This window comes from Rahnella bonaserana (genome assembly GCF_019049675.1).
Lineage (GTDB): Bacteria > Pseudomonadota > Gammaproteobacteria > Enterobacterales > Enterobacteriaceae > Rahnella > Rahnella bonaserana.
In genome coordinates, this window is sequence record NZ_JAFMOW010000067.1 from 45,027 (window position 1) to 68,521 (window position 23,495).

Here is a 23,495-nt window from a genome sequence, read left to right on the forward strand (position 1 = left end):
TAATTTTCGCATGAAAAGCGGGACGACGACGGCTTGCACTTAATCACAATCTCTTTATCATTTACCTGTCTAATTTTATCAGAGCATCAGCATGAGCTATATCGTTGCATTGACCGGAGGTATCGGGAGTGGCAAAAGTACCGTTGCCGAAAGTTTCGCCCGCCACGGTGTGAACATTGTCGATGCCGATGTTATTGCCCGTCAGGTAGTTGCGCCGGGAGAACCTGCGCTAGACCAGCTCCATCAGCGATTTGGTAACGAAATTATTCTTGCCGATGGCTCACTGAACCGCCCGGCTCTGCGGGAAAAGATATTCAGTTATCCGCCTGATAAAGAATGGGTTAACCAGTTACTGCACCCAATAATTTACGCCAGAACACAGCAGCTTTTTGCACAGGCCGATACGCCTTATGTACTCTGGGTAGTGCCATTGCTGATTGAAAATGGATTACAGACGCAGGTAAGTCGCGTACTGGTAGTAGATGTTGAACCGCAGATTCAGCTTTCACGCACCATGCTTCGTGACGGAATTAGTCGTCAGCAGGCTGAAAATATTATTGCTGCGCAGGTGAGTCGTGAAAAGCGGCTGGCCTGTGCGGATGACATCATTGATAACAGCGGTGACCCGAAATCCATCGAACCGCGTGTTGCCTTATTACATTGCCGCTATCTGGAATTTGCGGCATCAGTAAACAGACAGGATATTGCCAAGCATGACTGATGTAGCTGCAACCGTTCTTTTTGAACATCCCCTGAATGAGAAGATGCGCACCTGGCTGCGTATCGAATTTTTGTTGCAACAGATGCACTCTAATGCGCAGATCACTTCCATTGCTTCTGCCCTGTTATTTTTCCGTACCGCATCCGATTTGCTCGACGTACTGGAACGCGGGGAAGTCCGTACTGATTTACTGAAAGAACTGGAACGCCAGCAACAAAAATTATCCCAATGGAAAGACGTTCCGGGCGTTGATCTGTCAAGAGTTGACGGCTTACGTAGCGAGCTCAAACAGTGCGCATCCGTGCTGATGAAAGCCCCGCGTATCGGGCAGGCGCTGAAGGAAGATCGCCTGATTGCTCTGGTCCGCCAGCGTCTGAGTATTCCGGGTGGCTGCTGTAGTTTTGATCTCCCGACGCTGCACATATGGCTGCATCTGGCTCAGTCCCAGCGTGACAGTGAAGTAAAAAACTGGCTCGAAACGCTGGCCCCGCTGAATAACTCACTCACCATGGTTCTGGGTCTGATCCGCCAGTCTGGCGCGTTCCGTAATCAGATCAGCCTGAATGGTTTTTTCCAGGACAACGCCGAAGGCGCAGATCTGTTACGATTGCGCCTCTCGATGGAAAACCAACTTTATCCGCAAGTATCCGGGCATAAAACCCGTTATGCCATTCGCTTTTTACCCCTGGACAGCGAACATGGCGTGGTTCCCGCGCGACTGAATTTCGAACTTGCCTGCTGCTAGGAGTTGCAAATGGATCCTGAAATTATTGAAGTAAATTGCCCGACGTGTGGCAAAACGGTGGTTTGGGGCGAGAAAAGCCCTTTTCGCCCTTTTTGTTCCAAGCGCTGCCAGTTGATTGATCTGGGTGAATGGGCCGACGAAGAGAAACGCATCCCGAGTAAGGGCGATGTGAATGATCTGGACGACTGGAGTGAAGAAGAGATTTAAGTCAGATAACGGGTAAACAAAAAGGGGCTTTGGCCCCTTTTTTGATCATGTCATCTAATCCTGCGGTATTCAGTACTGATTGTTTTTAAGGGCAGTCACGATGGCTTCGTTTGCCGGAGGAAACTCTTCCTCTTTCAAATCAGACTGAGCAACCCAGCGCTTCGGCTGTCCCTCTTTGCCATAGGGTTCACCTTGCCACTCTTCCACCAGGAAAAAATACAAAGTGATGATACGGTCGGGGAAACGATGCTCCAGCGTTTTCAGCAGTACTGGTGATTTCACATCAATACCAACTTCTTCCTGCAATTCGCGGATCACCGCCTGATCCGGCGTTTCACCCGCTTCGATTTTCCCGCCGGGGAACTCCCAGAAACCAGCCATATGCGATGACGCATCACGCTGAGTAATAAAGATTTCTTTCTGAGCATTACGAATAATGCCGACTGAGATATTCAGTTGTTTAAGCGTCACAGTATCCACCTATCCGCTGACTGCAAAGACTGTCCTGTACGAACTTTTAGACAAAAAATAAAGGCGGTGATTAGCCGCCTTTAAGATTAACACGATGACTTAACCTGAGATCTTACTTTTGCAGGCGGCCATGGCATTGTTTGTATTTCTTACCGGAACCACATGGGCAGAGGTCATTACGTCCCACTTTGCGTTCACCGGAAGCAGCCAGACGCGCGGCCTCGGCCACTTCAATTTCCTGCTGATCCTGATGGCTCAGTTGCTGCTGACGGGCCAGATGTTCCGCTTCTTCACGGCGCTGGATTTCCATCGCTTCAATTTCTTCAGGCATACGCACCTGAACTTTGCTCAGCACGCTGACCACTTCATATTTCAGGGATTCCAGCATCGCAGCAAACATCGCGAAGGATTCACGTTTGTATTCCTGCTTAGGATCCTTTTGCGCGTAACCGCGTAAGTGGATGCCCTGACGCAGGTAATCCATCGCCGCCAGATGCTCTTTCCACAGGGAATCGAGGGTCTGCAACATCACACCTTTCTCGAAGTTACGCATCATTTCAGCGCCAACCACTTCTTCTTTACGGGCGTAAGACTCTTTCGCGAGTTCCATGATACGTTCGCGCAGGGTTTCTTCATGCAGTTCCGGTTCTTTATCCAGCCACTCAGAAATCGGCATTTCGAGTTCGAAATCGTTTTTCAGGCGCTCTTCCAGACCTTTCACATCCCACATTTCTTCCAGAGACTGTGGTGGAATGTAGCTGTCGATAGTCGCTTTGAACACATCTTCACGGATGCTGGCAATGGTTTCGCTCACATCAGACACGTCCAGCAGTTCGTTACGCTGGCTGTAGATGGCACGACGCTGATCGCTCGCCACATCATCGTATTCCAGCAATTGCTTACGAATATCGAAGTTACGGCTTTCAACTTTACGCTGCGCATTAGCAATCGCTTTGGTCACCCATGGGTGCTCAATCGCTTCGCCTGGTTTCATACCCAGTTTACGCATCATGCTTGATACACGGTCAGACGCGAAGATACGCATCAGGGCATCTTCCATAGACAGGTAGAAGCGGGATGAACCGGCATCACCCTGACGACCCGCACGTCCGCGCAGCTGGTTATCGATACGACGTGATTCGTGACGCTCAGTACCAATGATGTGCAAACCACCTGAAGCCAGAACCGCGTCGTGACGAATCTGCCATGCGGCTTTAATTTCAGCGATTTTCTCGTCGGTGACTTCTTCACCCAGGTTTTCAACTTCAACCTGCCAGCTGCCGCCCAGCACGATATCGGTACCACGACCCGCCATGTTGGTAGCGATGGTTACCGCACCTGGCTGACCCGCCTGAGCAACAATGTCGGCTTCTTTGGCGTGGAATTTGGCGTTCAGAACGCTGTGCGCGATGCCCGCTTTCGTCAGTTCGTTAGAAACCACTTCTGATTTTTCAATCGAGATAGTCCCCACCAGAACCGGCTGGCCTTTAGCAGTACACTGACGGATATCTTCGATAATCGCGCCAATTTTCTCCATTTCAGTCATGTACACCAGGTCGGCCATGTCTTTACGCACCATAGGGCGGTTAGTTGGCACAACAATGGTATCCAGTTTGTAGATTGAGCTGAATTCGAATGCTTCCGTGTCCGCAGTACCGGTCATACCGGCCAGTTTTTCGTACAGACGGAAATAGTTCTGGAAGGTGATGGATGCCAGCGTCTGGTTTTCGTTCTGAATATCAACGCCTTCTTTAGCTTCCACTGCCTGATGCAGACCGTCGGACCAGCGACGACCTTGCATGGTACGGCCGGTGTGTTCATCGACGATAATGACTTCACCGTCTTTCACGATGTAATCGACATCGCGGGTGAACAGCACGTGCGCGCGCAGTGCCGCAGTCACGTGGTGCATCAGCATGATGTTAGTCGGAGAATACAGCGATTCGCCTTCTTCCATGATGCCTGCTTCTACCAGCATTTCCTCGATCAGCACCAGACCACGTTCGGTCAGGTGAACCTGACGCGCTTTCTCATCCACAGAGAAGTGGCCTTCACCCTGGAAGGTGTCGGAATCTTCTTTTTCCTGACGGATCAGTTTAGGGATCAGTTTGTCCACGCGGGTGTACATTTCTGAACTGTCTTCGGCAGGACCAGAGATGATCAGCGGGGTACGTGCTTCATCGATCAGGATGGAGTCAACCTCATCCACCAGCGCATAATGCAGTTTACGCTGTACACGTTCTTCAGGGCTGAAAGCCATGTTGTCGCGCAGATAGTCAAAGCCGTATTCGTTGTTTGTGCCGTAAGTGATGTCAGCAGCGTAAGCAGCACGCTTAGCCGGTGAAGGCATACCCGGCAAGTTGATGCCGATGCTCAGACCGAGGAATTCAAACAACGGACGGTTATTTTCGGCGTCACGCTGGGCTAAGTAGTCGTTGACGGTCACGACGTGAACGCCCTTTCCGCTCAGTGCGTTCAGGTAGGCTGGCAGCGTTGCGGTCAGCGTTTTACCTTCACCGGTACGCATTTCCGCGATGCAACGTTCGTTCAGTACCATACCGCCCAGTAACTGCACGTCAAAGTGACGCATCCCAAATACACGTTTACTGGATTCACGCACCACAGCAAACGCTTCCGGGATCAGGTTTTCCAGCACTTCACCTTTCGCCAGACGCTCACGGAACTCGTTGGTTTTCGCCTGCAGCTGCTCGTCGGTCAGCTTTTGAATCTCAGGTTCCATGCGGTTGATCAGGTCAACAACTTTACGCATGCGACGCAGTGTACGATCGTTACGGCTACCAAAAACTTTGGTCAATAATTTGATTAACATTATGCTTAATATCTCTTGGAGGCCATGTCGGATGGCCACTAATTTATTGATTTATAGATAGAGTTTAAAATTACAGTCTGTTAAATCAGGGAGGCTGGACCCGCACGAATACCTTGTACCTGTGCTAACCACAGGCCGGTTTTGTGCGGTAAAGAGAAGGTTAGAAAAGGTTGTTGCGTCTGACGGATGATTACCGGTGGTTTGGATTCATGGGTCAGTAAAGCATTCAGCGTGACCAGCAGGGCCAGTTGCTGAACGTGTAATGGTCCGGCTTCTTCAGCGACCACTTCCGGCGCGGCAACGGTATAAACCACCTGCGGAGCCAGAGCAAAAGAGAGATGACGGATGACCGTGCGCAACGCATGTTGCTGCCAGTAATCCACACCGAACGACGGGCGGCGGTTCGCCTGGAGCAATGCAAGATTACTCAGCCCTGTACTACCGATGTTAAGACGGTTTAGACTTGAGGACGTATTGGGAACCGCAGGCAGTTCCGTTTGCGAAAGGTTCGTTGACACGCCAAGGCTGGCCGCGACCATCCCCAACAGGAGATGCGGCCAAAAATACCTTCTGCCAAATTGTCGCCAACGATTTAGAATGCCAATCACAAGTTTACAATCCGCCGGAGCTGGTCATGCGCGATAGTCGCCCACAATTATTAGATATCCTGTTCGATGACGCTTCTTCCACAGAGCAAAGTCCGCTGCGCATTGTTCAACAGCGTGCTGCGGCGTTATTAAAACTCAACCGCGCAGTCAAAGGTCTGTTACCGGCGCCCATGCAACCATGGTGTCGTGTCGGTAATTATCGACAGGGTGTTTTAGTACTCGAGATTGCTAATGCCAGCTGGATGATGCGATTACGCTATGAACAACCTGCATTACTCTCTGCACTTCGAGCGCAAATTCTACCATCATTGTCATCAATCGACATCAGGATTAATCCTTCGCTCATGGCGAAAATGGAAAATGCTTCGCAGATTGCGATTAAAAATAAAGCAATCGCTTCTGAATCCATGCCGGTCAGACATTTGAGTGCGCAAAGTGCTGAGGAATTAAGAGGGCTGGCGAGTCGTAGCCCGGAAAAACTGAGGAAGGCATTAGAACGACTGGCTGAGCTGGCCGGAGAGGGTGCCAAAACAACCAGTCGTAATAAGTAATACGAGTATCGATTACGCCATTACTGTGGAAGGCGCTTTAAAAGCCAGTGGCAATTCAGCTTCATCCTGGAAGGTAACTAATTCCCAGGCTTCCTGCTTAGCCAGCACCGCTTGCAATAACTTGTTGTTCAAGGCGTGGCCAGACTTGAATGCGGTAAACGCACCAATGATGTTATGCCCACACATGAACAGGTCACCGATAGCATCCAGCATTTTGTGACGAACAAACTCGTCTTCAAAACGCAAGCCATCTTCGTTAAGCACACGGTAATCATCCACAACGATAGCGCAATCAAAGCTGCCACCCAGGCACAAACCACGTGACTGCAGGTACTCGATATCACGCATGAAACCAAAAGTACGTGCGCGGCTAATTTGGCGAACAAATGCTTCTGCGGAGAAGTTCATTTTGTAGCGCTGTGAGCTGGAATCGATCGCCGGGTGATTGAAGTCGATAGTGAAGTCCAGAGAGAAACCATTGAATGGTTTGAACTCAGCCCACTTATCACCGTCTTCAACACGCACGGTTTCTTTGATGCGCAAGAATTTCTTGGCGCTGTTCAGCTCTTCAATCCCTGCATCCATCAGCAGATAGACGAAAGGCGCAGCACTACCGTCCATAATCGGCACTTCAGGCGCATCGACTTCGATAACGATGTTATCAATGCCCAGGCCAGCTAATGCCGCATTAAGGTGTTCAACCGTAGAGATACGTACGTCATGCTCATTAACCAGGCAAGTACAGAGCATGGTATCACGCACGGATTTTGCATCTGCCGGGAAATCAACCGGTGGATTCAAGTCAGTGCGACGATAGATGACCCCGGTATTTGCCGGTGCAGGACGCAGAGTCAGGGTGACTTTCTTGCCGGTATGTAAACCGACGCCCGTCGCCTGAACGATACGTTTTAATGTACGTTGTTTGATCATCGTTTTTATCTCGCAATGTTTATCCATCCAACCGACCTAAGCATACCTTAAGGTCGGCGGGACAGTTTAGCACAAAGAGCGGAGATCCTACAATTCGGACTAGTCTGCCTGCTTACGCAGGAAGGCCGGGATGTCCAGATAGTCGGGCTCTTTATTAGATTGCGCGCTTTGATCATTGACCACTTTAGCAGCGGGTTTCGTTTCCTGCGGCAGCGGAGACATCCCGTGCTGCTGATAACGATGATCCATCACTGGCTGTGCGGCTGGCTTATTGGTCACCAAAGTGATTTCAGGACGTTTGTCCATGCCGATACCGGTTGCAACCACGGTGACGCGCAATTCGTCATTCATTTCCGGGTCAAGGGAAGTACCGATAACCACGGTCGCGTTGTCAGAGGCGAAAGCACGGATAGTGTTACCCACAGTTTCAAACTCATCCAGACGCAGGTCGAAGCCAGCGGTGATGTTGACCAGAACGCCGCGAGCGCCTGACAGGTCGATATCTTCCAGCAACGGGCTGGAGATCGCCATTTCAGCCGCTTCTTCAGCACGGTCTTCACCACATGCCACGCCGGAGCCCATCATGGCATAACCCATTTCGGACATAACGGTGCGCACGTCAGCGAAGTCGACGTTCATCAGACCCGGACGGGTGATCAGCTCTGCGATCCCCTGCACCGCGCCTTTCAGCACGTCGTTGGCCGCACCGAAAGCGTCCAGCAGAGAGATACCGCGACCCAAAACTTTCAACAGCTTGTCGTTCGGGATAGTGATCAGGGAGTCCACATGTTTGGACAGTTCAGCGATACCCTGCTCCGCGAATGCCATACGCTTTTTGCCTTCGAAATTGAAAGGCTTAGTCACGACAGCAACGGTCAGAATACCTAAATCTTTAGCTACTTCAGCAACCACTGGCGCAGCACCGGTACCAGTACCACCACCCATGCCCGCTGCGATAAAGACCATATCAGCACCTTCAAGCGCAGCGCGCAGGGCTTCACGGTCTTCTTCTGCAGAATTGCGACCCACTTCCGGGTTCGCACCAGCACCCAGACCTTTGGTAATACCGCTACCGATCTGAATAGTCTGGCCTACTGCCGTTTTACGTAACGCCTGTGCGTCGGTGTTAACGGCGAAGAATTCAACACCTTCGATGCGCTCACGCACCATGTGTTCGACAGCGTTGCCACCGCCACCGCCGACGCCGATGACTTTAATCACCGCGTCATTGGTCAGTTCCATAGGTTCAAACATAGTTTCTCTCCGTTTTGTGCCTGTCGCGTCGGGATCAAAAACCATAACAGCATGATCCCGTTGTTAAACCATTAAAACTCTTTTCTCAGCCAGCTGTTGATTCGTTTGAACCAGTTGCCCACTGAGGCGCGTTTTTCCACTTCGGCCTCACCGCTCAGGTGAGACTCCTTCCCGTAGTGCAGCAGCCCTACAGCCGTTGAGTAGTAAGGTTCCTGCGCATAATCTGTCAGCCCGGTGATGTTCAGGGGTTGCCCGATACGCACCTGGGTATGAAATACCCGCTGCGCACAGGCTGCCAGACCATCAATTTGTGCTGCACCGCCTGTCAGAACAATACCGGCGGCCAGATGATGTTTTACGCCTTGCTGACGTAACTGCTCCTGCAATTGCAAAATTTCGTCGTTCACTAAATTCAGCAATTCTGTGTAACGTGGCTCGATAACTTCAGCCAGTGTCTGACGTTGCAGACTGCGTGGTGGACGTCCACCTACGCTCGGCACTTCGACGTTTTCGTCTTTGCCGACAATCGAACCTAATGCACAACCATGGCGAACTTTGATCGCTTCGGCATCGGTCGGTGGTGTACCAAACGCATAAGCGATATCGCTGGTGACCACGTTCCCTGCATAAGGGATAACCTTAGTATGACGTAGTGCGCCGCCGGTATAAACCGCGATATCCATGGTTCCACCACCAATATCGACCACACACACACCTAATTCACGCTCATCTTCGGTCAGAACGGCATAACTGGCGGCCAGACCGGCAAAAATGAGCTGGTCAACTTTTAAGCCGCAGCGTTCTACCGCTTTAACAATGTTCTTCGCCATATCGTTATGGCAGGTAATCAGGTGAACTTTAGCCTGCATACGCACGCCGGAAAGTCCGACCGGGTTTTTAATCCCTTCCTGATAATCAATGGCATATTCCTGAGGGATCACATGCAGAACCCGATGTTCATCACGCACACGTACAGATTTTGCGGTATGCACGACGTTCTCTACATCTTCCTGTGTGACTTCCTCTTCTGAAATAGGAACCATCCCTATTTCATTCTGACAACTGATATGTTTACCAGACAAAGCAAGGTAAACAGAGGAAATCTGACAATCCGCCATCAGTTCAGCCTGATCGATGGCGCGCTGTACGCATTTCACCACCGATTCCAGATCATTCACGCCACCCTTGTCCATGCCACGGGATGGGCAACTGCCCACGCCGATAATATTGACCATGCCATCGGGCAGAACTTCCCCCACCAATGCGGCGACCTTTGCCGTACCGATCTCCAGCCCAACTACCAGTTTTCTGTCCGTCGACTTGATCATTGTTGTTTAGCCTGTGCCTGATTCTGTTGCTGATTACTGTTTTGCTGGTCAATAAACTCTGGCGCCCAACCTACCGATGCACCGCTGTCATAACGTAAATCGACATAAGTGATGCGTTTCTTATCGGCCTCTGCCTGTTGCTGGAATCGCGGGTAGAGCTCAATAAAACGTTGTAAACGTCCCATCCGGTCATCTCTGCCCAATTCCAGCCGGACGTCATTATCCAGAGTTAACTGCCACGAGTGACGTGCACTCATTGCCACTGCTTTCAACTGAAACTTACCGGCGGCCAGCGCCTGGCTCATTGATTGAAAGCCCTGCAAAACATCCTGTTCGCTGCCTTCCGGACCGTAAAGCAACGGCATTTTCTGTTTGACCACACGTTCAGCGGGTATGCTGAATGATTTGCCATCGGCATCCACCATATGCAGATCATTCCAGTGTGCGACCGGCACATACTCCACCAGGTGTATCTTCAATTCATTCGGCCATTGCTTACGAACGCTGACCTGTTTTATCCAGGGTAAACGCTCAATCTGCTGCTGAATGACGTTTACATCCTGCGTCATGAACGTTCCCGGAGCCCCTAAGGAGAGAATCGCCTGACGAATATCATCGTTGGTCGTGTAATGACGTTCCCCGGTAACCACTAACTGGGACAACGGCAATCGGTTCGCATCCTGCATCCAGCCAACAACAGCCCACGCACTCCATAAAATCGTTCCTACTACCAACAACAGAAACACGATCCCAGCCAGCTGGCCACCGTTACTGCGACGGCCGTTGTTTTCGACCGTCTCGCGCTCTCGGGTATTCAGGGCGGCTTGAGACATATCAGTCCGCCAGTGCCAGAATACGGGAAACGAGCTGCGGGAAACTTAATCCGGCATGTTTGGCTGCCATAGGCACCAGACTGTGGCTGGTCATGCCCGGCGACGTATTCACTTCCAGCAGGTTAAAGCTGCCGTCGCTGTCTTGCATCACGTCAACACGACCCCAGCCGCTGCAATCGAGCGCCTGATACGCCTGCAATGCCAGTGCAGAAAGCTGTTGTTCCTGTGCTTCGCTTAAACCGCTCGGACAGAAGTACTGTGTTTCATCAGACAGATATTTTGCCTGGTAGTCATAAAATGTTCCGGCTGGCTGGATACGAATGGATGGCATCACTTCGTCACCCACGATGGCGACCGTGTATTCCGGGCCGCTCAGCCATTTTTCGATCAGTACGTTATCGTCATGACGGAAGCCTTCCTGCAGGGCGGGCAACAACTCTTTTTCCGTTGTCACTTTGCTCATCCCGACGCTGGAACCTTCGCGGCTTGGTTTGACGATCACCGGCAGACCTAATTCGGCGATTTTTGCTGCCAGAGCGCCCTGCCCTGCTTCTTCAATTTGTGAACGATGCAGTGCAACAAACGGTGCGACCGGTAAACCTGACGCCTGCCACACCAGTTTGGTGCGGAATTTATCCATGGTCAGCGCAGAAGCCATCACACCGCTGCCGGTATAAGGCAAACCGATTTGTTCCAGCAAGCCCTGCAACGTCCCGTCTTCACCACCGCGACCGTGCAGTGCGATAAAGACTTTGCTGAAGCCTTCTTCTTTAAGAAGCGCCACATTAAAAGTTTTGGTATCGATGCCGTGAGCATCAATGCCAGATTCACGTAAGCCAGCCAGCACCGCAGCGCCAGACTGTAATGACACATCGCGTTCTGCGGAAGTACCGCCCAACAATACTGCTACTTTCTCAGACATGATGTTCTTCACCTTTCTTCACTGGTTGCAGCTTTTGATCAGCCAATTTACGGGCCACTCTGCCGACATTACCGGCACCCTGAACCAGAACTAAATCGTCACCTTCCAGGATCTGCGCCAGACTTTCCGGCACGGCTTCAATATCAGAAACCAAAATCGGATCCAATTTCCCGCGCGCGCGGATGGTGCGGCACAGTGAACGGCTGTCAGCTCCGGGAATTGGCGCTTCACCGGCCGGATAAACATCCAGCATAATCAGCACATCAACCTGAGACAGCACATTCGCAAAATCGTCGTACAAATCACGGGTACGCGTGTAACGGTGTGGCTGGAAAATCATCACCAGACGCTTATTCGCCCAGCCTGCCCGCGCGGCTTTGATCGTCGCATCGACTTCTGTCGGGTGATGACCGTAGTCATCAACCAGCATCGCGCTGCCGGTTTTGCCATTCACGTTATCCAGCGCATATTCGCCCAGGAAATCGAAACGACGTCCCGTACCCTGGAAACCTGCCAGTGCGCGAAGAATGGCGTCATCACAGATCCCTTCATCTGACGCAACGGCTACTGCGGCCGCAGCATTCAGGGCGTTATGACGACCCGGCGCATTCAGCGTAACGCTGATCAGCGGCAAGTCCTGACGGCGCAGCGTAAAGTGTCCTTGTGCGCCGACCTGACGATAATTTTCGATAATCACATCCGCGTCTTCGCTGAAACCGTAAGTCGTCATATGACGGCCCACGCGTGGGATCAGCTCGCGGATCACCGGATCATCAATGCACATCACTGCACGTCCGTAGAATGGCAGGTTGTGCAGGAAATTAATGAACGTCTGCTTCAGGATTTCAAAGTCACCCTGATACGTATCCATATGGTCCGCTTCGATGTTGGTCACAATCGCCACCATCGGTTGCAGATGCAGGAACGACGCATCGCTTTCATCAGCTTCCGCAATCAGAAAACGGCTTGAACCCAGACGCGCATGGGTACCCGCAGCCTTGACCAGTCCACCGTTAACGAATGTCGGATCCAGACCGGCTTCAGCATAAATACTGGTGACCATCGCCGTAGTCGTCGTTTTACCGTGCGTACCTGCCACAGCAATACCGTGACGAAAACGCATCAGTTCAGCGAGCATTTCTGCACGGCGGATCACAGGTATTCGCGCTTCACGTGCGGCAACGATTTCCGGGTTATCGGAAGAAATCGCCGTAGACACCACAACCACACTGGCATCCAGCACGTTTTCAGGACGGTGATTAAAATAAATCGTCGCGCCCAGAGCCGTCAGTTGCTGTGTCACCGCGTTCGGTGCCAGATCAGATCCACTGATCTGATAGCCTTCATTTGCCAACACTTCGGCGATACCACCCATGCCGGCACCACCGATGCCAACAAAGTGAATGTGCCGGACACGATGCATCTCGGGCACGAAGGTACGCAGTTTCGCCAATTGTTGTGTATTCACGTTTTTATTCACTATTTCAGGTTACTGATTAATCCGTTTCTTACGGCTAGGACCACGCACTGCATGGCCCGTTCAATTTCATTTTTTACTGGCGGCAACCACTTCTGCGGCAACACGCTCTGTCGCATCAGGAATGGCGGCTGCACGGGCGGCTCTTGCCATTTCCATCAGATGGGTTCTGTCCCATCCGGCCATCAGATCAGCGACAGCGGCGGCACTAAAATCTTTTTGCTCAATAATCTTTGCAGCACCCGCTTTTTCCAGCGGTAAAGCGTTCCAGTATTGCTGGCGGTCTTTATGCTGGAATGGCACAAAAATGGCGGGCAAACCTGCGGCAGCAATTTCACTGACCGTTAACGCGCCGGAGCGACAAACCACCACATCCGCCCAGGCATAAGCCGCTGCCATGTCATCAATGAATTCGGTAATTTTGTGCTGAGTCTGACCGGCTTTTTCGTAAGCCTGATTCACTGACTCCAGCGCACCTTTACCCACCTGATGCCACAACGTAATTTTATCGCCCATCAGCGCCGCCACTTCAGGCATGCTCTGATTAAGCACCCGCGCGCCCTGACTGCCCCCAATCACCAAGACTCTGATCGGGCCTTCACGTCCGGCTAAGCGCGTTTCGGGCAATTCCAGCGCCAGCACATCCGTGCGCACCGGATTTCCCACGACATCCGCTTTCGGAAAAGCACCGGGGAACGCCTGCAATACTTTGGTGGCAATGTGCGACAAACCCTTATTGGTCATGCCCGCAATGCCATTTTGTTCGTGCAGCACCACCGGAATCCCCAGTGACCATGCCGCCAGACCGCCCGGGCCAGAAACGTATCCGCCCATGCCTAACACCACATCTGGCTGAAAGCGTTTCATGATGGCCTTCGCCTGACGCCACGCATGATATATGCGAATCGGCGCTGTGAGTTGCGCTTTCAGACCTTTCCCACGTAATCCTGTGATTTTAATGAAATCAATGTCGATGCCATGTTTCGGCACTAAATCCGCTTCCATCCGGTCTGCTGTACCCAGCCAGCGAACTTCCCAACCTTGCGCGATAAGATGATGCGCCACTGCCAGCCCCGGGAACACATGTCCACCTGTACCGCCAGCCATCACCATTAAACGCCGGGTATTGCCACTCATCGGGCACTCCTTACAAACGCCTGGGCTTTAGCCAGCCGCGTTTCAAAATCCACTCGCAGCAATAACACGATTGCCGTCGACATAATTAGCAAGCTCGAACCACCGTAACTGATCAGCGGCAGCGTCAGACCTTTGGTCGGCAGCATACCCGCCGCAGCGCCCACATTGACCAGCGCCTGGAAGCTAAACCACACGCCGATGGAGCAGGCCAAAAATCCGGAAAAACGCTGATCAATCTCTAATGCACGGCGCCCGATGGACATCGCACGAAAAGCGACGAAGAATACCATCAACAGGGCCAAAACCACACCGAAATACCCCAGCTCTTCACCCAAAATGGAGAAGATAAAGTCGGTATGCGCTTCCGGTAAATATTCCAGTTTCTGTACTGAATTCCCTAAGCCCTGTCCCCAGAATTCACCACGGCCAAATGCCATCAGCGACTGGGTTAACTGGTAGCCGCTACCAAACGGATCGGCCCACGGATTCCAGAACGAGGTGACACGGCGCATACGGTACGGTTCGGCAAGAACCAGCAGCACAACCGCAAACGCACCGGAACCGATAATCGCCAGGAACTGCCACATTTTCGCCCCCGCCAGGAATAACATCGCCAGCGTGGTGATAAACAATACGACGACGGTACCGAGGTCAGGCTGAGCCAGCAGTAATACGGCCAGCACCACCATGACGCCCATGGGTTTGCAAAAGCCCCAGAAGTTGCTGCGCACTTCATCGACCTTGCGCACCAGATAACTGGCGAGATAGCAAAACAGCGACAGCTTCGAGAACTCAGCAGGCTGAATACGCAACGGCCCGAGAGAAATCCAGCGCGAGGCCCCGTTGACGGAACTACCGACCACCAGAACCACCAGCAACATCACCACCGAAAGCAGCAGCAGAACGTTGCTGTACTTCTGCCAGACGGCCATCGGCACCCGAAGCGTCACCAGCGATAAACCAAAAGCCAGACCGAGATAAATGGCATCACGTTTAGCAAACAGGAACGGATCGTCTGCCAGACGCTGACCGATAGGCATAGAAGCCGACGTCACCATCACAAAACCCACAATCGCCAGACCAAAGGTCAGCCACAACAATGTCCGGTCGTACAGCACCAGCGTGACGGAGTCGCTTTCCTTTGCACCCATCACCCAGTCATTAAATTTTGCGATGAGGCTCATCCCCGGAATACGCAACCGCATCAGCCCAGCTCCTTCGCCAGCGCGGTGAAGACATCACCACGTTGTTCAAAACTGCGGAACTGATCGAGACTCGCGCAAGCCGGAGATAACAGAACCATATCGCCGGAAGCCACGTGCTTGCTGATTTCCCGCATCGCCTGTTCCATGGTTTCAAACAAGGAGGAAACATCAGGTCGCAGCTCTGCAAGCTCAGCACCATCACGGCCAAAGCAATAAATACGCAGATTATCGCCTTGCAGATAACGGGTCAGGGGAGAGAAATCAGCAGATTTTCCGTCTCCGCCCAGCAGCAGATGTAACGTGCCTTCAACGTGCAAACCGTTCAGCGCCGCTTCAGTGCTGCCCACATTGGTGGCTTTGGAATCATTAATCCAGCGCACGCCATTGTGATGCCAGGCTATCTGGAAGCGGTGAGCCAGACCGGTGAAAGTAGTCAGCGCTTTCAGGCTGGACGCACGAGGTACACCTGCCGCATCCGCCAGCGCCAGTGCTGCCAGCGCATTGGTGTAGTTATGGCGTCCGGTCAGCGGCATTTCATTGGTGTTCAGCACTTTTTCACCATGAACACGCAGCCAGATATCCTCCTGCTGACGGGTCAGATGGTAATCACCCACATCGACACCAAAACTCACACAACGTTTATCCGCGCCACGCACCGGCATGGTCAGGGCATCGTCTGCGTTAACAACACACAGCGCAGCGTTTTCATACACTTTCAGCTTTGCCGCACGGTATTGCTGCAAACCAAACGGATAGCGATCCATATGATCTTCCGTCACGTTCAGAATGGTCGCCGCCGCCGCGTGAAGGCTGTACGTGGTTTCCAGCTGGAAGCTGGAAAGCTCAAGCACAAAAAGATCGTATTCATGATCCAGCATGGTCAGCACCGGCAGGCCGATATTGCCGCCAACGCCGACGCGCCAGCCCGCCGCTTTGGCCATTTCGCCCACCAGCATGGTGACGGTGCTCTTCCCATTAGAACCGGTGATCGCAACAATTGGCGTCGTCGTTTCACGGCAAAACAGTTCGATATCACCGACAATTTCCACGCCTGCATCAGCAGCAGCGCTCAGTGCTGGCGTCGCCAGCGCAACGCCCGGGCTGGAAATAATTAAATCAGCATCCAGCAGCCAGTCTTCGTTGAGCGAACCCAGATGACGCTCAATGTTATCCGCCAGTTTATCGAGTCCTGGCGGGCTGACGCGGGTATCAATGACACGCGGCATCACGCCACGTGCAACAAAGAAATCAACACAGGACAGGCCGGTAAGACCCAGCCCGATGATGACCACTTTTTTACCCTGATAGTCAGCCATAATTACCGTACCTTCAGCGTCGCCAGGCCAATCAGCACCAGCATCAGCGAAATAATCCAGAAGCGCACGATGACGCGCGGTTCCGGCCAGCCTTTAAGTTCGTAGTGATGATGGATAGGCGCCATACGGAAAATGCGCTGTCCACGTAACTTGAAGGACCCAACCTGCAGGATCACCGACAGTGTTTCGACCACGAATACACCACCCATAATCACCAGTAAGAACTCCTGACGCAGCAACACGGCAATGGTACCCAGCGCGCCACCCAGAGCCAGAGAGCCGACATCGCCCATGAAAACTTGTGCCGGATAGGTGTTGAACCACAGGAACCCAAGTCCGGCACCGACAATCGCCGTACACACAATCACCAGTTCACCCGCGTGGCGCAGATAAGGGATGTGCAGATAGCTGGCGAAATTCATGTTACCGGTCGCCCATGCCACCAGCGCAAAGCCTGCTGCAACAAAGACCGTTGGCATAATCGCCAGACCGTCCAGACCATCGGTCAGGTTAACGGCGTTACTGGTTCCCACGATCACGAAGTAGCTCAGCAGGATGTACATCAGACCGAGCTGCGGCATGATGTCTTTAAAGAACGGCACCACCAGTTCGGTCGCTGGCGTATCTTTACCTATGGCGTACATAGTGAAGGCCGCCGCCAGCGCAATCACCGACTGCCAGAAATATTTCCAGCGGGCAATCAGGCCCTTGGTGTCTTTACGAACCACTTTGCGGTAGTCATCGATAAACCCAACGATGCCGTAGCCAATCAGAACAAACAGTACGCACCACACGTACGGGTTGGACGGATACGCCCACATCAATACGGAAATCGTAATGGACGCCAGAATCATCAGGCCGCCCATGGTTGGCGTACCACGTTTACTGAAATGCGACTCAGGACCGTCGTTACGGACAACCTGGCCGAAAGACATTTTTTGCAGACGGGCAATCATGCGGGGCCCGATCCACAGCGACAGGAATAAAGCAGTCAGCAGGCTGACAATGGCGCGAAACGTCAGATAGGAAAAGACGTTGAAGCCGGAATAATATTTGACCAAGTGTTCGGCCAGCCAAACTAACATGTTGCATTCTCCTGTAACGCGCGTACTACCTGCTCCATTGCGGCACTACGTGAACCTTTAATTAAAACGGTAATTACCGCGTGTTCAGACAGTAAGCTCGTTAAACGGGCCGTCAGGGCTGCCTTATCCTCTAAATGTTCACCACATCCGCTGACATCACTGATGATGCGGCTGTCATGACCAATACTGAATACTTTGTCGATACCTGCGTCACGGATGGCTTCGCCGACCTGACGGTGGCAGCTTTCGCTTTCCGCGCCCAGCTCAGCCATATCACCCACCGCCATCACGCGGTAGCCAGGCATCTCTGCCAGCACCTGCGCAGCGGCTGTCATGGAACCGACGTTAGCGTTGTAGCTGTCATCCAGCAGGGTTTTACCTTCGCAAAGTGCAATGGGGAACAAACGCCCTTTGACAGATTGCAGGGTCACCAGACCCGCGCGCACGTTCTCCGTCGATGCTCCGACCGACATGGCCAGCGCAGCCGCAGCCAGTGCATTAGCGATATTGTGACGACCAGGCACCGGCAGCGAAACATCAATGCTGCCCTGAGGAGAATGCAAGGTGAACGTAGTATTCAGCGGACTGATTTTGACGTCAGAAGCACTGAAATCGATGCCTTCACCGAAAGTCGGGGAGAAACGCCAGACAGTTTTACCGGTGAGCTTGTGCTGCCAGTTCGCCCAGTCATTGTTATCTGCATTGATCACGCCGATGCCGTTTTCCGGCAGGCCATCGAAAATCTCGCCTTTCGCACGCGCGACGCCCGCCAGAGAACCAAAACCTTCCAGATGTGCGGCTGACAGGTTATTCACCAGTGCCGTTTCAGGGCGGGCCAGCGCAGTGGTATAGGCGATTTCACCCGCATGATTCGCGCCCATTTCAATGACGGCAAAATCATGATCTGCCGTCAGGCGCAGCAATGTGAGCGGCACGCCGATGTCGTTATTAAAGTTGCCTGCAGTGTAAAGCACGTTGCCGCACTCACGCAGAATCGCAGCAGTCATCTCTTTCACAGACGTCTTGCCGGATGAACCGGTCAGGCCTACGACGCGGGCCGGAACCTGCTGACGCACCCAGCCACCCAGTTGCCCAAGGGCAATGCGGGTGTCAGCAACCACTAACTGAGGAACATCCACCGGTAAGCGCTTACTTACCAGCAAAGCCCCTGAACCGGCTTTTACGGCATCAGCCGCAAAATCGTGGGCATCGAATTTTTCGCCTTTCAGCGCAACAAACAGGCAGCCTTCCGTGACCTGACGGGTATCTGTCGTCACGCTGTCGATTTGGGTATCTGTGCCGATAAGCTCAGCGTTGAGCGCATCGGCCAGAGTTTGCAGGGAAACGCGGATCATGCGATCACCCCCAGCAAACGTGCAACCGTTACGCGGTCGGAATAATCGAGGCGCTGGTTACCAACAAGCTGGTAATCCTCGTGCCCTTTACCGGCAATCAGCACGACGTCTTCTTCTTTCGCCTGCATAATTGCGCTGGTGACGGCTTCTGCACGACCATGAATTTCCTGCGCACGCCCTGCATCAAGCAGGCCAGCAAGAATGTCCGCAACAATAGCGCGCGGCTCTTCGCTGCGCGGATTGTCATCGGTGACGATTACACGATCAGCGTATTGCTCCGCAATGCCACCCATCAAAGGACGCTTGCCTTTATCACGGTCACCGCCGCAACCAAACACACACCACAGCGTGCCGCGGCAATGCAGACGCGCTGCCGCCAGCGCTTTTTCCAGCGCGTCAGGCGTATGGGCGTAATCAACGACAGCGGTAGGTTTGCCCGCTGCATTGAAGACTTCCATGCGACCGCAAACCGGTTGTAGCTGAGAAGCCGTAGCCAGTAATTGCGCCAGCGGATAATCCAGGGAAAGCAGCGTTGCCAGCGCAACCAGCAGGTTGCTGACGTTGAAGGCGCCCATCAGGCGGCTGTCAAACTTACCTTCGCCCCAGCTTGAATCGATATTTACGGTAGCGCCGTTATCGTGATAATTCACGCTGCGCGCCACCAGCCAGCGGCCTTTCCAGCCCGCCGGGATTTTGTCTTCCATACTGACGGCGATGGCATCAGGCGTTTTCACTAACCAGCGCGCCCCGACTTCATCGTCAGCATTAATTATTTTCTGCCCCACCTGATGCGAAGAGAAAAGCTGCCATTTGGCGTCTTCGTAACTTTGCATATCACCGTGATAATCAAGATGATCACGGCTCAGGTTGGTAAAGGCGGCCGCCGCAAACGGCAATGCGGCAACACGGTGCTGAACCAGTCCGTGGGAAGAAACTTCCATTGCGGCAAAGGTTGCGCCCTGCCTCACCAGATCGGCCAGAATGTGCTGAACCTGCACGGCGGAACCGGTGGTATTTTCTGCCGGTACCACGTTATCCAGCAAACCATTGCCGACGGTGCCCATTACTGCGCTGGTTTCACCCAGTAACTGACTCCACTGCGCCAGCAACTGCGTGGTGGTGGTTTTACCGTTGGTACCGGTTACGCCAACCAGACGTAACGCTTTGCCCGGTTGCTGGTAAAAACGTCCCGCCAGTTCTGACAGCAGGACGTTGAGATCTTCGAGATAAATGACCGGTACACCATGCATCTGGCAGACCGTTCCGTGCTCTTGTTCACCTTTTGCCTCGGCCACGACGGCAGCGACGCCCTGGGCAATTGCCTGGGGAATAAAACGACGCCCGTCACTGGTATGGCCTGAAACCGCGACAAACAGATCGCCGGCAGCCGCAACGCGGCTGTCCAGAATCATGTCTTTTAGCGCTACTGCCGGGGCATCACTCACCCAGGGCGCTAAGATGTCGCGCAAATTACGATCTGCCACCTGAAGCCTCTTTTTGATTATTCACTATGTCTGCGTTTTCATCGGCAGTCAGCGCATCCGGTTCAACGTTCATGGTACGCAATACGCCGCCCATGATGGCGCCAAACACCGGTGCGGAAACGGCCCCACCGTAATATTTCCCTGCTTGTGGATCGTTAATCACCACCACAAGTGCAAATCTTGGATTGCTTGCTGGCGCAACGCCGGCGGTATAGGCAATGTATTTGTTAACGTATTTACCGTCCGGACCGACTTTCTTCGCGGTACCCGTTTTAATCGCAATACGGTAACCCTTGATCGCGGCTTTCACGCCACCGCCGCCAGGTAATGCGACGCTTTCCATCATGTGTACGACAGTACGTACCAGCGGTTCAGGGAAAACACGTTCGCCGGATACCGGCGGATCAACTTTTGTGATCGACAATGGGCGATAAACGCCCATGCTGCCGATCGTTGCGTAGACTCGCGCTAGCTGGAGAGGTGTCACCATTAGCCCGTAGCCGAAAGAGAAGGTGGCCCTCTCTATGTCAGACCACCGTTGTTTTTTAGGGTATATGCCACTGCTTTCCCCAACCAGCCCCAAATTGGTGGGTTTTCCCAATCCGAATCGCGAGTAAGTATCTACCAGCTCAGCGGATGGCATCGATAACGCCAGTCGTGAAACACCGACGTTACTCGACTTCTGCAAGATGCCCGTAACGGAAAGCTCCCCATAACGCGCAACATCTTTAATTTCATGGCCATTGATCCGGTACGGCAAGGTGTTCAGCACACTGTTCTCGCGTACCACACCGTTTTTCAGTGCCGTCATCACCACCATCGGTTTCACTGTGGAACCCGGTTCAAAAATGTCGGTAATCGCACGGTTACGCATCACATCTTTGGGCGTATCCGGCATGTTGTTTGGGTTGTAAGACGGGCTGTTAGCCATCGCCAGCACTTCACCGGTCTGGACATCAACCAGCACGGCGGTACCTGATTCGGCTTTGTTAAACGCCACCGCATTATTCAGTTCGCGGTAAACCAGCGCCTGTAAACGCTCGTCGATACTCAGTGCCAGGTTGTGAGCGGCCTGACTGTCGACGGTAGAAATATCTTCGATAACGCGACCAAAGCGGTCTTTACGAATGGTACGTTCACCGGGTTTACCGGTCAGCCAGCGGTCAAAACTCTTCTCAACGCCTTCAATGCCTTCGCCATCAATGTTGGTCACGCCGATGACATGCGACGTCACCTGCCCGGCCGGATAATAACGGCGCGATTCCTGTCGCAGGGAAATCCCCGGCAGTTTGAGTTTATGGACATATTCGCCAACGGCAGGGTTGACCTGACGGGCAAGGTAAACGAAGCGTCCGTTTGGATTGGCATTGATACGGGCGGAAAGCTGGGCAAGCGGCATGTTCAGCGCGTCAGCCAGCGCCTTCCATTTGGTATCGACGGTAATGCCGCCGCGATCGTTAATTTCTTTCGGGTCTGCCCAGATAGCATTGACCGGAACGCTGACCGCCAGAGGGCGACCGGAACGATCGGTAATCATGCCACGCGAAGTAGGAATGGTTTGCACGCGCAGGGAACGCAGATCCCCTTCTCTCACCAGCTTATCCGGGTTAATGACCTGCAGGTATGCCACACGTAGCATCAGGCCAACCAATGCCAGCAGAATACAGGCGCACAACAACGCAAAACGCCAGCTGATAAAGCTGGCTTGATCTTCTGGACGCTTTAACTTCGCGGTGCGTGTTGCTTTCATTAGCTGCCTGTATTCTCCGTGCGCATTTTAAGGCTGAACCACAATAATTTCTTGAGATGGGTCAACGTGCTGCATCTGCAATTTCTCCGTTGCGATGCGTTCTACCCGGCTGTGATCGCCGAGGGCATTCTCTTCAAGGATCAGGTTGCGCCATTCAATATCCAGCGCATCCCGTTCCAGAACTAATTGTTCGCGCTGAGCCGTCAGCAAACGCGTACGGTGAGCAGTTGTCACCACTAAGATTGCGCTGATCAGAACAGCAATCAGCAAAATCAGCGGGATCTTGCCATTGCGCAGAATATCGCTGGCAATGACCCCTACTAAACCGTGGCGTTCGTTGCCGATCACGCTGTTGTTCTCTCAGCAAAACGCAGAACTGAACTGCGTGCGCGAGGGTTTTCCGCGACTTCAGCTTCTGAAGGCATCATTTTACCGACGGACTTCAGCGAACGGCCGCCGAGCTCAGCGATTTGGGCTTCTGTCATCGGAATACCCGCTGGCACTTGCGCACCGCGACTGTGCTGGCGAATAAAACGCTTCACAATGCGGTCTTCAAGAGAGTGGAAACTGATCACCGATAAACGACCTTCAGGCGCCAGAATTTCCAGAGCGCCATCGAGCGCACGTTCGATTTCTTCCAGCTCACTGTTGATGTAAATACGGATAGCCTGGAAGCTGCGCGTGGCCGGATGCTTATGCTTTTCACGAACCGGTGAAGCGTTGGCAATCAAATCCGCCAGCTCTTTCGTTCGGGTCATCGGCAGCTCACGGTTACGCTCAACGATTGCGCGCGCAATTCGCTTGGCAAAACGTTCTTCGCCGAACGTTTTCAGCACCCAGGCAATGTCTTCGGCTTCGGCTTTCATCAGCCATTCAGCTGCTGAATAACCGCGGGTTGGATCCATACGCATATCCAGAGGCCCGTCGCGCATAAATGAGAATCCGCGTTCAGGATCGTCAAGCTGCGGAGATGAAACACCTAAGTCCAGTAATACGCCGTCGATCTTGCCTTCAAGACCGCGATCACGCACATAGTCAGCGAGATCAGAAAAAGGTCCGTGAACAATCGAAAAACGAGGATCATTAATGGATTCTGCGGCTTTGATCGCTTGTGGATCACGGTCAATCGCCAGCAAGCGTCCGTCCGGCCCAAGCTGGGACAGAATCAGACGTGAGTGGCCACCGCGGCCAAAAGTTCCGTCTATGTAAATGCCGTCCTGACGAATGTTGAGGCCGTTAACGGCTTCATCCAGCAAAACGGAAGTGTGTTTGTAGTTTTCAACCAT

Annotated in this window: 22 protein-coding genes; 4 read left to right on the forward strand and 18 right to left on the reverse strand. The window is 52.9% G+C overall.

Annotated elements, in window-relative coordinates; genetic code table 11:
- Positions 1-91: 91 nt before the first annotated feature.
- Genes coaE through yacG form a run of 3 tightly spaced genes read left to right on the forward strand, consistent with a single transcriptional unit; the run spans position 92 to position 1,673 of the window.
- Entirely contained in the window at positions 92-721 is a 630-nt protein-coding gene (gene coaE / locus J1778_RS19755; RefSeq protein WP_217174612.1) for a dephospho-CoA kinase, read from the forward strand.
- Entirely contained in the window at positions 714-1,466 is a 753-nt protein-coding gene (zapD, locus tag J1778_RS19760; protein ID WP_113876347.1) for a cell division protein ZapD, read from the forward strand. Before coaE ends, zapD begins: the two co-directional genes overlap by 8 nt.
- 9 nt (positions 1,467-1,475) lie before the next feature.
- Positions 1,476-1,673, forward strand: coding sequence for a DNA gyrase inhibitor YacG (yacG, locus tag J1778_RS19765; RefSeq protein WP_217174613.1), 198 nt, complete (start codon positions 1,476-1,478; stop codon positions 1,671-1,673).
- Positions 1,674-1,742: 69 nt separating this feature from the next.
- On the opposite strand, the gene mutT is transcribed toward yacG, so the two are convergent.
- From mutT to secM, 3 genes are all read right to left on the reverse strand, one after another.
- Positions 1,743-2,144 (reverse strand): 8-oxo-dGTP diphosphatase MutT, encoded by a 402-nt coding sequence (gene mutT, locus J1778_RS19770; RefSeq protein ID WP_217174614.1) that lies wholly within the window; start codon positions 2,142-2,144, stop codon positions 1,743-1,745.
- Positions 2,145-2,256: 112 nt separating this feature from the next.
- Positions 2,257-4,974, reverse strand: coding sequence for a preprotein translocase subunit SecA (gene secA / locus J1778_RS19775; protein WP_217174615.1), 2,718 nt, complete (start codon positions 4,972-4,974; stop codon positions 2,257-2,259).
- 80 nt (positions 4,975-5,054) lie between these two features.
- Positions 5,055-5,582: a secA translation cis-regulator SecM gene (secM, locus tag J1778_RS19780; protein ID WP_217174616.1), complete on the reverse strand. Its 528-nt coding sequence runs from the start codon at positions 5,580-5,582 to the stop codon at positions 5,055-5,057.
- 26 nt (positions 5,583-5,608) lie between these two features.
- On the opposite strand from secM, the gene J1778_RS19785 reads away from it, so the two are divergent.
- On the forward strand, positions 5,609-6,133 hold the full coding sequence (locus J1778_RS19785) for a DUF721 domain-containing protein (RefSeq protein ID WP_217174617.1): 525 nt from the start codon (positions 5,609-5,611) through the stop codon (positions 6,131-6,133).
- Positions 6,134-6,145: 12 nt separating this feature from the next.
- On the opposite strand, the gene lpxC is transcribed toward J1778_RS19785, so the two are convergent.
- From lpxC to rsmH, 15 genes are all read right to left on the reverse strand, one after another.
- Positions 6,146-7,063: a UDP-3-O-acyl-N-acetylglucosamine deacetylase gene (lpxC, locus tag J1778_RS19790; protein WP_112286942.1), complete on the reverse strand. Its 918-nt coding sequence runs from the start codon at positions 7,061-7,063 to the stop codon at positions 6,146-6,148.
- Between the two features lie 99 nt (positions 7,064-7,162).
- On the reverse strand, positions 7,163-8,317 hold the full coding sequence (ftsZ, locus tag J1778_RS19795) for a cell division protein FtsZ (protein ID WP_112286943.1): 1,155 nt from the start codon (positions 8,315-8,317) through the stop codon (positions 7,163-7,165).
- Between the two features lie 71 nt (positions 8,318-8,388).
- Positions 8,389-9,645: a cell division protein FtsA gene (gene ftsA / locus J1778_RS19800; protein ID WP_009634688.1), complete on the reverse strand. Its 1,257-nt coding sequence runs from the start codon at positions 9,643-9,645 to the stop codon at positions 8,389-8,391.
- Positions 9,642-10,478: a cell division protein FtsQ gene (gene ftsQ / locus J1778_RS19805; protein ID WP_217174618.1), complete on the reverse strand. Its 837-nt coding sequence runs from the start codon at positions 10,476-10,478 to the stop codon at positions 9,642-9,644. Before ftsQ ends, ftsA begins: the two co-directional genes overlap by 4 nt.
- A 1-nt stretch (position 10,479) precedes the next feature.
- On the reverse strand, positions 10,480-11,400 hold the full coding sequence (locus tag J1778_RS19810) for a D-alanine--D-alanine ligase (protein ID WP_217174619.1): 921 nt from the start codon (positions 11,398-11,400) through the stop codon (positions 10,480-10,482).
- On the reverse strand, positions 11,393-12,868 hold the full coding sequence (murC, locus tag J1778_RS19815; RefSeq protein ID WP_217151556.1) for a UDP-N-acetylmuramate--L-alanine ligase: 1,476 nt from the start codon (positions 12,866-12,868) through the stop codon (positions 11,393-11,395). The genes J1778_RS19810 and murC overlap by 8 nt, the downstream gene beginning before the upstream one ends.
- 78 nt (positions 12,869-12,946) lie before the next feature.
- Positions 12,947-14,014 (reverse strand): undecaprenyldiphospho-muramoylpentapeptide beta-N-acetylglucosaminyltransferase, encoded by a 1,068-nt coding sequence (gene murG, locus J1778_RS19820; RefSeq protein WP_217174620.1) that lies wholly within the window; start codon positions 14,012-14,014, stop codon positions 12,947-12,949.
- Positions 14,011-15,213 (reverse strand): cell division protein FtsW, encoded by a 1,203-nt coding sequence (gene ftsW / locus J1778_RS19825; protein WP_420804095.1) that lies wholly within the window; start codon positions 15,211-15,213, stop codon positions 14,011-14,013. Before ftsW ends, murG begins: the two co-directional genes overlap by 4 nt.
- 5 nt (positions 15,214-15,218) lie before the next feature.
- Entirely contained in the window at positions 15,219-16,535 is a 1,317-nt protein-coding gene (gene murD / locus J1778_RS19830) for a UDP-N-acetylmuramoyl-L-alanine--D-glutamate ligase (RefSeq protein WP_217174621.1), read from the reverse strand.
- A gap of 2 nt (positions 16,536-16,537) precedes the next feature.
- Positions 16,538-17,620, reverse strand: a complete 1,083-nt coding sequence (gene mraY / locus J1778_RS19835) for a phospho-N-acetylmuramoyl-pentapeptide-transferase (protein WP_112286949.1) — start codon at positions 17,618-17,620, stop codon at positions 16,538-16,540.
- Positions 17,614-18,975, reverse strand: a complete 1,362-nt coding sequence (gene murF / locus J1778_RS19840; protein ID WP_217174622.1) for a UDP-N-acetylmuramoyl-tripeptide--D-alanyl-D-alanine ligase — start codon at positions 18,973-18,975, stop codon at positions 17,614-17,616. The genes mraY and murF overlap by 7 nt, the downstream gene beginning before the upstream one ends.
- Entirely contained in the window at positions 18,972-20,459 is a 1,488-nt protein-coding gene (gene murE / locus J1778_RS19845; protein ID WP_217174623.1) for a UDP-N-acetylmuramoyl-L-alanyl-D-glutamate--2,6-diaminopimelate ligase, read from the reverse strand. Before murE ends, murF begins: the two co-directional genes overlap by 4 nt.
- The gene (locus J1778_RS19850; protein ID WP_217174624.1) at positions 20,446-22,209 is read right to left on the reverse strand and encodes a peptidoglycan glycosyltransferase FtsI; all 1,764 of its coding nucleotides are present in this window, start codon (positions 22,207-22,209) and stop codon (positions 20,446-20,448) included. Before J1778_RS19850 ends, murE begins: the two co-directional genes overlap by 14 nt.
- A 27-nt stretch (positions 22,210-22,236) precedes the next feature.
- On the reverse strand, positions 22,237-22,557 hold the full coding sequence (gene ftsL / locus J1778_RS19855) for a cell division protein FtsL (RefSeq protein ID WP_217174625.1): 321 nt from the start codon (positions 22,555-22,557) through the stop codon (positions 22,237-22,239).
- Positions 22,554-23,495 (reverse strand): 16S rRNA (cytosine(1402)-N(4))-methyltransferase RsmH, encoded by a 942-nt coding sequence (gene rsmH / locus J1778_RS19860; protein ID WP_217174626.1) that lies wholly within the window; start codon positions 23,493-23,495, stop codon positions 22,554-22,556. The genes ftsL and rsmH overlap by 4 nt, the downstream gene beginning before the upstream one ends.

Bases quoted from the DNA above. Each gene is read 5' to 3' on its own strand.
- coaE (WP_217174612.1), top strand. From the start codon at position 92: ATGAGCTATATCGTTGCATTGACCGGAGGTATCGGGAGTGGCAAAAGT.
- zapD (WP_113876347.1), top strand. From the start codon at position 714: ATGACTGATGTAGCTGCAACCGTTCTTTTTGAACATCCCCTGAATGAG.
- yacG (WP_217174613.1), top strand. From the start codon at position 1,476: ATGGATCCTGAAATTATTGAAGTAAATTGCCCGACGTGTGGCAAAACG.
- secA (WP_217174615.1), bottom strand. From the start codon at position 4,974: ATGTTAATCAAATTATTGACCAAAGTTTTTGGTAGCCGTAACGATCGT.
- J1778_RS19785 (WP_217174617.1), top strand. From the start codon at position 5,609: ATGCGCGATAGTCGCCCACAATTATTAGATATCCTGTTCGATGACGCT.
- lpxC (WP_112286942.1), bottom strand. From the start codon at position 7,063: ATGATCAAACAACGTACATTAAAACGTATCGTTCAGGCGACGGGCGTC.
- ftsZ (WP_112286943.1), bottom strand. From the start codon at position 8,317: ATGTTTGAACCTATGGAACTGACCAATGACGCGGTGATTAAAGTCATC.
- ftsA (WP_009634688.1), bottom strand. From the start codon at position 9,645: ATGATCAAGTCGACGGACAGAAAACTGGTAGTTGGGCTGGAGATCGGT.
- ftsQ (WP_217174618.1), bottom strand. From the start codon at position 10,478: ATGTCTCAAGCCGCCCTGAATACCCGAGAGCGCGAGACGGTCGAAAAC.
- J1778_RS19810 (WP_217174619.1), bottom strand. From the start codon at position 11,400: ATGTCTGAGAAAGTAGCAGTATTGTTGGGCGGTACTTCCGCAGAACGC.
- murG (WP_217174620.1), bottom strand. From the start codon at position 14,014: ATGAGTGGCAATACCCGGCGTTTAATGGTGATGGCTGGCGGTACAGGT.
- murD (WP_217174621.1), bottom strand. From the start codon at position 16,535: ATGGCTGACTATCAGGGTAAAAAAGTGGTCATCATCGGGCTGGGTCTT.
- mraY (WP_112286949.1), bottom strand. From the start codon at position 17,620: ATGTTAGTTTGGCTGGCCGAACACTTGGTCAAATATTATTCCGGCTTC.
- murF (WP_217174622.1), bottom strand. From the start codon at position 18,975: ATGATCCGCGTTTCCCTGCAAACTCTGGCCGATGCGCTCAACGCTGAG.
- J1778_RS19850 (WP_217174624.1), bottom strand. From the start codon at position 22,209: ATGAAAGCAACACGCACCGCGAAGTTAAAGCGTCCAGAAGATCAAGCC.
- rsmH (WP_217174626.1), bottom strand. From the start codon at position 23,495: ATGGTTGAAAACTACAAACACACTTCCGTTTTGCTGGATGAAGCCGTT.